10 protein-coding genes are annotated in these 12,876 nt (G+C 57.1%); 9 read left to right on the forward strand and 1 reads right to left on the reverse strand.

Annotated features, from left to right (window positions below; all coding sequences use genetic code 11):
- Positions 1–62 precede the first annotated feature (62 nt).
- The 8 genes from OS242_RS11820 (at position 63) to OS242_RS11855 (ending at position 10,871) form a co-directional block, all read left to right on the forward strand.
- Positions 63–1,214 (forward strand): hypothetical protein, encoded by a 1,152-nt coding sequence (locus OS242_RS11820; protein ID WP_267151901.1) that lies wholly within the window; start codon positions 63–65, stop codon positions 1,212–1,214.
- Between the two features lie 211 nt (positions 1,215–1,425).
- On the forward strand, positions 1,426–2,250 hold the full coding sequence (locus OS242_RS11825; RefSeq protein WP_267151902.1) for an amino acid ABC transporter substrate-binding protein: 825 nt from the start codon (positions 1,426–1,428) through the stop codon (positions 2,248–2,250).
- A gap of 12 nt (positions 2,251–2,262) precedes the next feature.
- Positions 2,263–2,943 (forward strand): amino acid ABC transporter permease, encoded by a 681-nt coding sequence (locus tag OS242_RS11830; protein ID WP_267151903.1) that lies wholly within the window; start codon positions 2,263–2,265, stop codon positions 2,941–2,943.
- Between the two features lie 15 nt (positions 2,944–2,958).
- Entirely contained in the window at positions 2,959–3,711 is a 753-nt protein-coding gene (locus OS242_RS11835; RefSeq protein ID WP_267151904.1) for an amino acid ABC transporter ATP-binding protein, read from the forward strand.
- A 140-nt stretch (positions 3,712–3,851) separates the two neighbouring features.
- The gene (fadH, locus tag OS242_RS11840) at positions 3,852–4,619 is read left to right on the forward strand and encodes a 2,4-dienoyl-CoA reductase (RefSeq protein WP_267151905.1); all 768 of its coding nucleotides are present in this window, start codon (positions 3,852–3,854) and stop codon (positions 4,617–4,619) included.
- A 132-nt stretch (positions 4,620–4,751) separates the two neighbouring features.
- Positions 4,752–7,112: a M4 family metallopeptidase gene (locus OS242_RS11845; RefSeq protein ID WP_267151906.1), complete on the forward strand. Its 2,361-nt coding sequence runs from the start codon at positions 4,752–4,754 to the stop codon at positions 7,110–7,112.
- A gap of 135 nt (positions 7,113–7,247) precedes the next feature.
- The gene (locus OS242_RS11850) at positions 7,248–9,635 is read left to right on the forward strand and encodes a M4 family metallopeptidase (RefSeq protein WP_267151907.1); all 2,388 of its coding nucleotides are present in this window, start codon (positions 7,248–7,250) and stop codon (positions 9,633–9,635) included.
- Positions 9,636–9,737: 102 nt separating this feature from the next.
- Complete coding sequence (locus OS242_RS11855; RefSeq protein WP_267151908.1) at positions 9,738–10,871, forward strand: YheC/YheD family endospore coat-associated protein; 1,134 nt, start codon at positions 9,738–9,740, stop codon at positions 10,869–10,871.
- Positions 10,872–10,918: 47 nt separating this feature from the next.
- Here the strand turns inward: OS242_RS11855 and OS242_RS11860 are convergent, their stop codons facing one another.
- The gene (locus OS242_RS11860) at positions 10,919–11,317 is read right to left on the reverse strand and encodes an MFS transporter (RefSeq protein ID WP_267151909.1); all 399 of its coding nucleotides are present in this window, start codon (positions 11,315–11,317) and stop codon (positions 10,919–10,921) included.
- 174 nt (positions 11,318–11,491) lie between these two features.
- On the opposite strand from OS242_RS11860, the gene OS242_RS11865 reads away from it, so the two are divergent.
- Complete coding sequence (locus OS242_RS11865; RefSeq protein ID WP_267151910.1) at positions 11,492–12,835, forward strand: DUF445 family protein; 1,344 nt, start codon at positions 11,492–11,494, stop codon at positions 12,833–12,835.
- The last annotated feature ends 41 nt before the right edge of the window (positions 12,836–12,876 follow it).

Here is a 12,876-nt window from a genome sequence, read left to right on the forward strand (position 1 = left end):
TGTGCTTTTTTCTTTCATACGATACAGTACATGCGGCACCAAAAAAGGAGATGGATTGACAAATGGCAGACGAAAACCAAGAGATTCTGGGCTCTCAAGAAGAGGAGGGACAAGAAACCGAAGACATGGAACTCACCGAAGCACAAGAAGACGATGACGACGATGATGATGAGGAGCAAGATGAAGTAGTAAGCGAAGGCGAAGAAGACGAAGAAGACGAAGAAGACGAAGAAGACGAAGAAGACGAAGAAGACGAAGAAGACGAAGAAGACGAAGAAGACGAAGAAGACGAAGAAGACGAAGAAGACGAAGAAGACGAAGAAGATAGCAATGTAGCAAGCGCGGCAGACGAAGACGATGACGACGAAGAAGATGATGATGACGAAGAAGATGATGATGACGAAGATAGCAATGTAGCAAGCGCGGCAGACGAAGACGATGACGACGAAGAAGACGATGACGACGAAGAAGACGATGACGACGAAGAAGATGATGATGACGAAGCAAGCAATGTAGCAAGTGCGGCAGACGAAGACGATGACGACGAAGAAGATGATGATGACGATGACGATGATGATGACGATGACGATGACGAAGCAAGCAATGTAGCAAACGCGGCAGATGAAGACGATGACGATGACGATGACGATGACGATGACGATGACGATGACGATGACGATGACGATGACGAAGAAAGCAATGTAGCAAACGCGGCAGATGAAGACGACGAAGACGACGAAGACGACGAAGACGACGAAGACGACGAAGACGACGAAGACGACGAAGACGACGAAGACGACGAAGACGACGAAGACGACGAAGACGACGAAGACGACGAAGACGACGAAGACGATGAAGACGATGAAGACGATGAAGACGATGAAGACGATGAAGACGATGAAGACGATGAAGACGATGAAGACGATGAAGACGATGAAGACGATGAAGACGATGAAGACGATGACGATGACGATGACGATGACGATGACGATGACGATGACGATGATGATGATGAAGATGATGATGATGATGATGATGATGATGATGATGATGATGATGATGATGATGATGAAAGCAACGTAGTCAGCGCGGCAGATGACGAAGACGATGAAACACCCGCAGCGACAGCTGCTCCTGACACGGAAACTGTGGAGGGCGAGTCACAGCGGTTGCGGCGGTTGGCCTTGCGGTTACACCCGCGCTTGAAACGATAATCTCCCTGCACAAAAAAACGGCAGCTCGCACTGCCGTTTTTTACGTCGTATCCATAATGATAGGAAAACTATCTAAATCAAAAGAAGGAATGTTACAGCTTGCAATTGAAATGATAAGTGATATTACTGCGATGTATTGACAATCGCCACCGCTTCCCGTACATTTTACATAGCTCTAAAATCCAATACGAAAACTAGGTGAAAAAGAACCATGAAAACCTTCAAAAAATTAACCTCGCTCCTCGCCATCCCGCTCGTTCTTTCGCTCGCTGTCTCCGCATGCGGCACCGACAGCTCCAAAAACGGCGAAGGCACCCAAGGCGCAGCGCCGGCGAATCTCTATGAACAGATCAAAAAAGACGGCAAGATCAAAATCGGCACCGAAGGCACCTACGCACCGTTCACCTTCCACGATGCATCCGGCAAACTGACCGGCTTTGACGTCGAGATCGCCGAAGAAGTCTCCAAACGCCTCGGCGTCACCCCGGAATTTATCGAAACCCAATGGGACGGCATGTTCGCAGGCCTCGACTCCAAACGCTTTGACATGATCGTCAACGAAGTCGGCATCCGCCCGGACCGTCAGGAAAAATACGATTTCTCCGACTCCTACATCGTCTCCAAAGCGGTCCTGATCACCCACAAGGACAACGCCGACATCAAGTCCTTCGCTGACCTCAAAGGCAAAAAATCGGCTCAGTCCCTCACCTCCAACCTGACCGACATCGCCAAGAGCAACGGCGCGGAGATCGTCGGCACCGAAGGCTTCAACCAAGCGATTGACCTGCTCGCTTCCAAGCGCGTCGACGCCACCGTCAACGACGGCCTCTCCTACCTTGACCTGAAGAAGCAAAAGCCGGACGCACCGATCAAAGTCGTCGCAGAGCACGACCAAGCAGCTCCCAACGGCATCATGTTCCGCAAAGGCAACAAAGAACTGGTCGACGCCGTCAACAAAGCGCTGGCCGATATGAAGGCGGACGGTTCCTACCTGAAGATCTCGGAAAAATGGTTCGGCGCTGACGTCTCCAAATAAGGAGGAGCCTCCATGTTCACCGACGAACGCTCCCAACGCATCCTCGAGATCATGTCCAACGCCTTTTGGCCGCTGTTAAAAGAGGGGATCGAAACGACGATCCCCTTGACGCTGATCTCCTTTGCGCTCGGTCTCGTGCTCGCCATGCTGACCGCGCTCGCCCGTCTCTCCAGCATCAAACCGCTGAACTGGATCGCTGGATTTTATGTCTGGATCATCCGCGGCACCCCGCTGCTCGTGCAATTGTTCATCATCTTCTACGGGCTGCCGAGCATCGGTGTCACCATCGACCCGTTCCCGGCCGCGGTGATCGGTTTTACTCTGTCGGTCGGCGCATACAACTCGGAGATCATCCGAGCGGCGATCCAGTCCACGCCCAAGGGACAATGGGAGGCGGCCTACTCGATTGGCATGACCTATCGCCAAGCCCTGCGCCGCGTCATCATCCCGCAGGCGACCCGCGTCTCGATCCCGCCGTTGTCCAACTCGTTCATCTCGCTGGTCAAAGACACGTCGCTCGCCGCGACGATTACCGTCACCGAGATGTTCCGCGTCGCCCAGCAGTGGACGGCGACCACCTACGAGCCGCTGGTGCTCTATATCGAAGCCGCCGTGCTCTACCTGTTCTTCTCGACGGTGCTGTCCTATTTCCAAGGACGGATCGAGCGACGGCTGGACCGCTATGTCGCGTAAACGGAGGACTTACACATGATCCAACTTCACAACTTGCACAAGCGGTTTCACGACCTGCACGTCCTGCGCGGCATCGACCTGTCTGTCGAAGAGGGCACCACGACGGTCATCATCGGCCCGTCCGGCTCCGGCAAGACCACGCTGTTGCGCTGTCTGAACCTGCTGGAAGTCCCCTCGGAAGGGACACTGGAACTGGCCGGACATCGCCTTGATTTCCGATCCGGCCAAAAACTCCGGCAAACCGACGTGATCGCGCTGCGCCAACAGACCGGCATGGTCTTTCAAAGCTACAACCTCTTCCCGCACATGACCGCCTTGCAAAACGTCATGGAAGGGCAGATCACCGTGCAAAAGCGTTCCAAAGACGCCGCGCAGGACAAAGCGTTGAAACTGCTGGACAAAGTCGGCCTGCGCGAACGCGCCGATATGTACCCGCACCAGCTCTCCGGCGGCCAGCAACAGCGCGTCGGCATCGCCCGCGCCATGGCGATGGACCCGAAGGTGTTGCTCTTTGATGAGCCGACCTCGGCGCTCGACCCGGAACTGGTCGGAGAGGTGCTGAAAGTCATGAAGGAACTGGCCGACGACGGGATGACGATGGTCGTCGTCACCCACGAGATGGCGTTTGCACGCGATGCGGCCGACCGGGTCGTCTTTATCGACCAAGGCGTGATCGTCGAGCAAGGCCCGCCCGGCGATCTGTTCGAACGTCCGCAGCAAGAACGCACCCGCCAGTTTCTCAACCGATTGGGAGGAAGATCCGTCTGACAGCGGATCTTCTTTTTTTTGTGCGTTTTCGAACTGATCAGTCTAAAAAAAGAGGACATTTTCTCAACCTGCCGAACATTTGGTAGGGAGAGGGATCTGAACGATACGATTCTGTACGAGATTGAAGGAGGAGAACATCCATGAAAGATCAAGTGGCAATCGTCACCGGCGGCAGCGCAGGCATGGGCAAAGCGATGGCGCAAAAATTTGCGCAAGAAGGCATGTACGTCACAATCACCGGGCGCAACTTGGAGCGTCTGGAAGCGGCAAAAGCGGAGATCGAAACGTTTGCAGGTCAAGTGCACATCGTCCAGATGGACGTCCGCGAGCCGGAGCACGTGCAGCGGATGGTGGACGAGACCAAAGCCAAATTTGGTCGCATCGACCACCTCGTCAACAACGCGGCCGGCAACTTCCTCGTCGCGGCCGAAGACCTGTCGCTCAACGGCTGGAACTCGGTAATCAACATCGTACTCAACGGCACGTTCTATTGCTCGCAAGCGGTGATGAAAGACTGGATCGCCGACGGCAAAAAAGGCGGCAACATCCTGAACATCGTCGCCACCTATGCGTGGACTTCCGGGCACGGCGTCGTGCATTCGGCGGCTGCCAAAGCGGGCGTTCTCTCGATGACGCGCTCTCTGGCTATCGAGTGGGGGACCAAATACGGCGTGCGCGTCAACGCCATCGCACCGGGACCGATCGAAAACACCGGCGGTGCAGAAAAATTGATTCAAAGTGAATACGCCTACAAAGCGACGATCAACTCGATCCCGTTTAAACGCTTCGGAACCCCGGATGAAATCGCAGGCCTCGCCTACTTCCTGCTTTCGCCGCAAGCCGCCTATATCAACGGCGATTGCATCACGATGGATGGAGGTCAATGGCTGAATCGTATGCCGTTTTAATAGTTATCCCCCTGATTTTCAGGGGGATTTTCTTATAAGAAAAACTATTTACACAAAAATAACTTTCGGGTATGATGTATCCAGACATTGATTTGTCTGAATAATTATACAGAAAATGGGAGGTTAAACCAAATGAAGAAGTTGACGGCAATGGCTGTCGTGACCACGATGGTGTTCACGCTGGCATCTCTCAACACGACGGCAGCACCGGTTGGGAAAGACAAGGCAATCGACAAGAAAGTCAAGCAATCGGCAGTTCTCACCAAGATCACCAACGACTCGAAAGGTAAGGACAAAGTGACCTGGAACGAGAAAAAAGGCGTTCCGAACTTTGTGACCGGCAAGCTCTCGAACAAAAAAGTCAAGAGCGCAAACGACGCAGTCGCAGTACTGACCGAGAACAAAGACCTGTTTGACATGAACGTCGTAACGGACGAGCTGAGCCTGACCGTTCAATCGACCGACGACCTCGGCACCTCGATGTACAAGTTCCAACAGACCTACAAAGGCGTGCCGGTCTTTGGCAACCAAATCATCCTCCACGCTGACAAAGATCAGATCGTCTCCTCGGTCAACGGCTACTACGATCCGGAAGTGAAAGTCAAAGGCATCAACACGAAAGCAAAACTGACCGGCACCGAAGCGGTTGATGCGGCGAAAGCGGCACTCGGCCTGCAAGGCGTCGAGCAATTTGATATCCAAAAGGCATCTCTGGTCATCTACCCGACGGCTGGCGACTACGCGCTGACCTACGTGGTCACGCTCTCCACGCTGGCGGCCGATGAGCCGGTTTACAAAGACGTGTTCGTCAATGCTCGCACCGGCGAGATCGTCGACACCCTGAACAAAATGGAGCATGCAGCAGCAGTCGGCACCGGCAAAGGCGTCCTCGGCGACACCAAGTCGGTCAACACCGACTCCTACACCGGCGGCTTCTACCTGCAAGACGTAACCAAGCAAATGAACGCGACCGGCGGCAAGATCATCACCTACACCGCGAAAAACGGCACGACGCTGCCGGGCACCCTGCTGTCTGACACCGACAACAACTGGAACGATCCGGCTGCGATCGACGCGCACGCTTACTCCGGCGCTGTCTATGACTACTACCTGTCCAAGCACGGCCGCAACTCGTTTGACGGTGCAGGCGCTTCGATCAAAGCGACCGTCCACTACTCCTCCAACTACAACAACGCGTTCTGGAACGGCACGCAAATGGTTTACGGCGACGGCGACGGCTCGACCTTCGTCGCACTCTCCGGCTCCTTGGATGTCGTCGGCCACGAGATCACCCACGCGGTGACCGAGCGCACGGCAGATCTGGTGTACTCCTACCAATCCGGCGCGCTGAATGAGTCCTGGTCGGACGTATTCGGCAACCTGATCGAGAACAAATCGGACAACACCTGGCTGGTCGGCGAAGACATCTACACGCCGGGCACCTCCGGCGACGCGCTGCGCTCGATGTCCAACCCGCCGGCGATGGGCGATCCGGGCCACATGGATCAATACGTGAACACCTCGTCTGACAACGGCGGCGTGCACACCAACTCCGGTATCCCGAACAAAGCGTTCTACAACTTCGTTACCACTCCGGGCATCACCCGTGACAACGCAGGCAAAGTCTGGTACCGCGCGCTGACCCAGTACCTGACCACCAACTCGCAGTTCATCGACGCGCGCAACGCGACGATCCAATCGGCGACCGACCTGTTCGGCGCTGGCTCCGCAGAAGTGACCGCTGTCACCAACGCATGGACCAACGTCGGCGTCGGCGGCACGTCGACCCCGGCACCGGGCGACGAATACGAGCCGAACGACACCCAATCGGCAGCGTACGGCCCGATCACGTCCGGCACGATCTACAACGGCACGATCGGCACCTCGACCGACAACGACTGGTTCAAATTCACCACCGGCGCGTCGGGCACGATCGCACTGAGCCTGACCAACCTGCCGAAAGACTACGACCTGTACCTGTACAACGGTTCCGGCACGCAAGTCGCGAAATCCGAAAACGGCAGCACCACGGCCGAGTCGATTTCCTACAGCGCATCGGCTGCAGGCACCTACTACGTGAAAGTCATCGGCTACAGCGGTGCCAACTCCTCGACCGCATACGCACTGAAAGCGACCTACCCGGGCGCTACCACCGGCGGATCGTGGACCTATCTGACCCAAGCGTACGACACCGCTCATCCGTACGCGAACAACTTCAACAGCAACCTGCACACCTACACCAAAGCAGGCGCAACCAAAGTCGCAGTTCACTTCTCGCGCCTTGAGACCGAGTCCGGCTACGACTATGTCAAGATCAAAGACAAAGCAGGCAACGTGATCTCCCAATACACCGGCACGCAAGCAGCGTTCTGGGCCATTGTGGACGGCGACACGATCACGACCAACCTGACCACCGACTCCTCGGTGACCGCATATGGCTATACCATCGACCAAGTCGGGTATTTCACCCCGTCTGCGGTTGACGGCAAGTAATTCGATGTATAAAAAATACCCCTTGAAAAAGGGGTATTTTTTTATGAAGGGGTCATTTACATACGTAAGAATTATGTGTATGATGGGAAGTGTAGATTAATTTTTCAGTAAATTCTAAAAAAGGGAGGCAACACAATGAAAAAGTGGACCGCAATGGCTGTCGTGACCACGATGGTGTTCACGCTGGCATCGATGAGCTCGTCGGCCGCTCCGCTCGGAGCATCCGGCAAAGACAAAGCCATCGACAAAAAAGAGAAACAAGGGGCTGTCCTGTCCAAGCTCTCCAGCGATGCGAAAGTGACCTGGAACGAGAAAAAAGGCGTTCCGAACTTCGTCGCCGGCAAGCTTTCGAACAAAAAAGTCAAGAGCGCAAACGACGCAGTCGCTGTACTGACCGAGACCAAAGACCTGTTTGACCTTGGCAGCGCAACGGATGAACTGTCTCTGACCGTTCAGTCGACTGATGATCTCGGCACCTCCATGTATAAATTCCAACAAACCTATAAAGGCGTGCCGGTCTTTGGCAACCAACTGATCCTGCACACCGACAAAGCGCAAAACGTCTCGTCGATCAACGGCTACTACGACCCGGAAGTGAAAGTCAAAGGCATCAACACGAAAGCAAAACTGACCGGCACCGAAGCGGTCGAAGCGGCGAAAGCATCGCTCGGCCTGCAAGGTGTCGAGCAATTTGATATCCAAAAAGCGTCTCTGGCGATCTACCCGACCGCTGGCGACTACGCGCTGACCTACGTCGTCACCCTCTCGACGCTGGCTTCCGTCGAGCCGGTCTACAAAGACGTGTTCGTCGATGCTCGTACCGGTGAGATCGTCGACACGCTGAATAAGATGGAGCACGCAGCAGCTGTCGGCTCCGGCAAAGGTGTCCTCGGCGACACCAAGTCGATCAACACCGACTCCTACTCGGGCGGCTACTATCTGCAAGACGTGAGCAAGCCGATGAACGCAACCGGCGGCAAAGTCATCACCTACAGTGCGAACAACGGCACCTCGCTGCCGGGCACGCTGCTGACCGACGCCGACAACAACTGGAACGATCCGGCTGCCGTTGACGCGCACGTCTACTCCGGCATGGTGTATGACTACTTCTACAACAAGCACGGCCGCAACTCGTTTGACGGCGCGGGCGCTTCGATCAAGGCGACCGTCCACTACTCCTCCAACTACAACAACGCGTTCTGGAACGGCACGCAGATGGTCTATGGCGACGGCGACGGTTCGACCTTCATCGCCTTCTCCGGCTCCTTGGATGTCGTCGGCCACGAGATCGCCCACGCGGTGACCGAGCGTACGGCAGACCTCGTCTACTCCTACCAATCCGGCGCGCTGAACGAGTCCTGGTCGGACGTGTTCGGCAACCTGATCGAGAACAAAGCGGACAACAACTGGCTGGTCGGCGAAGACGTCTACACGCCGGGCACGCCGGGCGACGCGTTGCGCTCGATGTCCAACCCGCCGGCGTACGGAGATCCGGGCCACATGGACCAATACGTGAACACCTCGTCTGACAACGGCGGCGTGCACACCAACTCCGGCATCCCGAACAAAGCGTTCTACAATTTTGTCACCACTCCGGGTATCACCCGTGACAACGCAGGCAAAGTCTGGTACCGCGCGCTGGCCCAGTACCTGACTGCCAACTCGCAATTCATCGATGCGAAAAACGCGACGATCCAATCGGCGACCGACCTGTTCGGCGCAGGCTCTGCGGAAGTGACGGCTGTCACCAACGCATGGAACAACGTCGGCGTTGGCGGCGCCCCGACTCCTGGCGATGCATACGAGCCGAACGACACGCAAGCGTCCGCTTACGGTCCGATCACGTCCGGTACCACTTACAACGGCACGATCAACACGTCGAGCGACAACGACTTCTTCAAATTTACCACCGGCGCATCGGGCGCGATCTCGCTGTCCCTGACCTCGCTGCCGGCTGACTATGATCTCTACCTGTACGATGCAAACGGCACCCAACTGGCGCGCTCCTGGAACGGCGGCACCTCGGCGGAGTCGATCTCGTACACCGCATCGGCTGCCGGCACGTTCTACGTGAAAGTCATCGGTTACAACGGCGCTTCCTCCTCGACCGCGTACGCCATGAAAGCAACCTATCCGGCTGCTGCGACCGGCACGTGGGTTTACGAAGCGAAGGCGTTCGACACCCCGCACCCGTACACCAACAACTACAACAACGGCACGGCGCACACCTACACCAAAGCAGGCGCGACCAAAGTGGCGGTTCACTTCTCCCGCTTTGAAACCGAGTCCGGCTACGATTTCGTGTCGATCAAGGACAAAGCAGGCAACGTCATCAACAAATACTCCGGCACGCAAGCTGCGTTCTGGGCAATCGTTGACGGCGACACCATCACTTCGAACCTCGTGACCGATTACTCGGTTACAGCGTTCGGCTACACCATCGACCAAGTCGGCTACTTCGTGCCGTCCGCAACGGTCGAAGGCGCGAACACGTCGTTCGAAATGCCGATCATCGGCAAATAATCTTCCGTTCGACAGAAAACCCCTCGATTCGGCGAGACCGAAAGAGGGGTTTTTTCATATCTTACAGTACAAACACCCTTGTGCGGAAAGGAGACGAACCGAATGGACACCGAATCTTGGCAGGCACCGAAACGACCGTTGTTCGGTGTCGTCACCACCTCGGTCGCCTCTCGCCGTGATGCGGCGGCTGCGACCGGCGACTATCGGCCGAAGCCGATCTGGTTGACACTGGAGCAGCGGGCGCACGAATTGGGGCTGCAGACGATCTTCTTTCACCCGGACGATGCGGACTTTGCCCGCGAGCGGGTCCACGGCTGGGTCTGCGAGCGGGGGGAGGACGGCGAGGAGATCTGGCGCCGCCGCTACCATCGGCTGCCCGATGTCGTCTTTGACAACGTGTTCGTCCACCTCGCCCGCCGTCAGGATGTACTGACCCTGCGCCGCCACTGCGTCAAGCGGGGCATTCCGCTGTTCAACCCCACACTCGGCTCCAAGACGGAGTTGGCCGACTGGCTGCGTCGCCACCCGCGCCTGTGGCGTTATCATCCGGACACGGTGGCGTTTACGGAAGGGGCTCAGGCGTTGGACTGTTTGACCCGCTATCCGTCCGTCTATCTCAAGCCGGTGTACGGCAGCGCCGGCAGCGGCATCCTCGAACTGACCCGGAGCGGCACCGGGTACCGCGTGCGCGCCGCCAAGTACGGGCGCTCCAAAAAGCCGCTCGATCGCACGTGCTCCCGCGCCGAACTGTTGCGCTTTCTGCGACGCGAACGGGTCCGCCATACGTTTATCCTGCAACAGGGCTGCGATCTGCTCCACGTCGACGGGAGCAAGATCGACCTGCGCACCCACCTGCAGCGCGACAAAAACGGCGACTGGGTGACCGTCGCCTTGATCGTCAAGCAAGGACAGCCCGACTCCATCGTCAGCAACTACCATGCAGGCGGTGCGACCCGCGACTGGGAGTGGTTGGAGCGGGAGGCAAAGCGGCAGGAGGTCGAACTGCCCGCCAGGCAACACGTGATCTCCCTCTCCGAAGCGATTGCGGCTGCCTATGCCAAAAAAGCACCGACGCTCGCCTCGCTGGGCCTTGACATCGGCATCGACCTCAAAGGCGATCTGTGGCTGCTCGACGTCAACTCGCGCCCTGGCCGCAACATCCTCAACGACGAACAAAAAGAGGTCTGTCAGCGGCTCAATGCCGAGTTTGCTTCCTATCTGATCGAATTGCGGTAGACGGCCGCAAACAGGTAGCCGGCAAACGACAGGACAGCCATCCCGCCTTACATGCGCACCGAGCCGAACGAGACGCCTATTCTTTCAGAGAGCCGGAAATTGAAGCTCTCCTTCAGCGGATCGGAAGGAAGATAGAAAAAATACATCAACGAAACCAGCACAAACAGCACAGTCGCCCCATGCACCGCAAACATCGCCGTGCCGATCCCGACAGACAGCCCGAGCGTGAGCAACAGCAGTTTTTTCACCGTGCGGTGCTTGTCGCTTTGATACGCCCAGAACGGCTGGGAGACGATGCCGATCAACGCCCCGAGCGACATGATGCCGCCGATCTCCTGGGCGGAGATCCCGCGCGCGGACAAATAGACGGGCAGAAACGAGATAAAGAGCGAGAGCAGAGAGAAATAGAAATAGTTATATGTCTTCAGCGCTTTCAACGACAGCATGGGGGTAACTCCCTTTTATGGTGGAATGATCGTCAACTATTTTACCATATGGAGCGGGCGCATCTTGCGTTTGCCTCCTTACTTTCTCGTCAAAAATGGGTATACTATCCATAGGAAAAATTGGGTCGGCCACTTTGCTGTCGGCTCTTTTTGTTGGAAGGGGAGTACTCATACATGAAGATTGTGTTGCCGATCGTGGTCGGGGCTGTGATCGGGCTGTTTACAAACTGGCTGGCGATCATCATGCTGTTCCGGCCTTGGCAGGAAAAACGTCTGTTCGGCATGCGTCTGCCGCTGACGCCGGGTCTGATTCCGCGCCGTCAGAACGATCTGGCGGACAAGCTCGGGCAGATCGTCGATGAAGAGTTACTGACTCCGGAGGGCATGGCCCGCTCGATCTCGCGGCCGGAGTTGGAATATGCGGTGAAGCGGGCTGCTGTGCGCTCCATCGGCGAGACGCTGAACGCCGCACCGACGCTCGGTCTGCTCGTCGCACGGCTGTTCGGAGAGGCGGCGATGGACAAGGCACAGTCGTTTGTCGTGCACCGCACGATGGACTACCTGCGCTCCGACGAGGCGGAGCGGCAGTTGACCCGGATCGCAGACTCGCTGTTCGACCACCTGCGCGGCTCGCTTCGGGAAGAGCATGTGCGGCGGGAACTGGCCCGCGCCTTTGCCGCGCCGTTGCATCAAAATCTCGCCAATAGCACGCTGATCTGGAAGGACGCACTGCCGGAAGGGGCGCGCTCCTTGATCGAGGAGCGGCTGATGCAACAGATCGATCCGCTGCTTGAAGGGGCATCCCGCTGGCTGACCGAGCCGGATGTGGTGGCGGCGATCTCGCGGATGCTTCAGGAAAAAGTCGAAAACATCCCGCTGATCGGTCCGATGGCCAAAGGATTCCTCACCCTGGACCGGGTGCAGGACGACATCGTGCCGCGCCTGCAAAGCGTGATCGAAAGCCGCACCACCCGCGATCTGATCGAGGGCAAAGCGGCGGAGTTCTTGCGCGGATTTTGGGAGCGACCGGTCGGCCGCATCGTCGGGCGACTGTCGGAGCAGGACCTGACCGATCTGCTCGACAAAACGCTGCGGGCGATGTTCGACCGCGCCTTTGCCGAAGGGACGGCGTCCCGCCAGATGTTCCGCGATCTGATCGTGCGCTCGTTGCAAGCGGGGGCGAGCGAGACGACACTCGGCGACCTCGCCGGGCGTTTGGTCGAGGCGCTGGAGGCGTGGAACCTGCGGGATCTGTACATCTCCCGCACCGACGACGTCGACCGCCTGATCACCCGGATCTGGCGGTGGCTGCGCGGCCACTTGATCGACGCGCTGCCGGATGTGCTCGATGCGCTGCACCTGCGGGCTGTCGTCCGCGAACAGGTCGCTTCGTATCCGATTGCGACCTTGGAAAAATTGATTCGCTCCGTCGTCAACCAAGAGCTGCGGATGATCACGCTGCTCGGCGGGTTGCTCGGCGCGGTGATCGGCCTCATCCAAGCGTTGATCCTGTTGTAAAGAACACAGCAGTCGTCGAATGTTGTAGAAACAATTTACAC

Origin of the sequence: Tumebacillus lacus (assembly GCF_026410385.1) — a bacterium.
Lineage (GTDB): Bacteria > Bacillota > Bacilli > Tumebacillales > Tumebacillaceae > Tumebacillus > Tumebacillus lacus.

Bases quoted from the DNA above. Each gene is read 5' to 3' on its own strand.
- OS242_RS11820 (WP_267151901.1), top strand. From the start codon at position 63: ATGGCAGACGAAAACCAAGAGATTCTGGGCTCTCAAGAAGAGGAGGGA.
- OS242_RS11825 (WP_267151902.1), top strand. From the start codon at position 1,426: ATGAAAACCTTCAAAAAATTAACCTCGCTCCTCGCCATCCCGCTCGTT.
- OS242_RS11830 (WP_267151903.1), top strand. From the start codon at position 2,263: ATGTTCACCGACGAACGCTCCCAACGCATCCTCGAGATCATGTCCAAC.
- OS242_RS11835 (WP_267151904.1), top strand. From the start codon at position 2,959: ATGATCCAACTTCACAACTTGCACAAGCGGTTTCACGACCTGCACGTC.
- fadH (WP_267151905.1), top strand. From the start codon at position 3,852: ATGAAAGATCAAGTGGCAATCGTCACCGGCGGCAGCGCAGGCATGGGC.
- OS242_RS11845 (WP_267151906.1), top strand. From the start codon at position 4,752: ATGAAGAAGTTGACGGCAATGGCTGTCGTGACCACGATGGTGTTCACG.
- OS242_RS11850 (WP_267151907.1), top strand. From the start codon at position 7,248: ATGAAAAAGTGGACCGCAATGGCTGTCGTGACCACGATGGTGTTCACG.
- OS242_RS11855 (WP_267151908.1), top strand. From the start codon at position 9,738: ATGGACACCGAATCTTGGCAGGCACCGAAACGACCGTTGTTCGGTGTC.
- OS242_RS11860 (WP_267151909.1), bottom strand. From the start codon at position 11,317: ATGCTGTCGTTGAAAGCGCTGAAGACATATAACTATTTCTATTTCTCT.
- OS242_RS11865 (WP_267151910.1), top strand. From the start codon at position 11,492: ATGAAGATTGTGTTGCCGATCGTGGTCGGGGCTGTGATCGGGCTGTTT.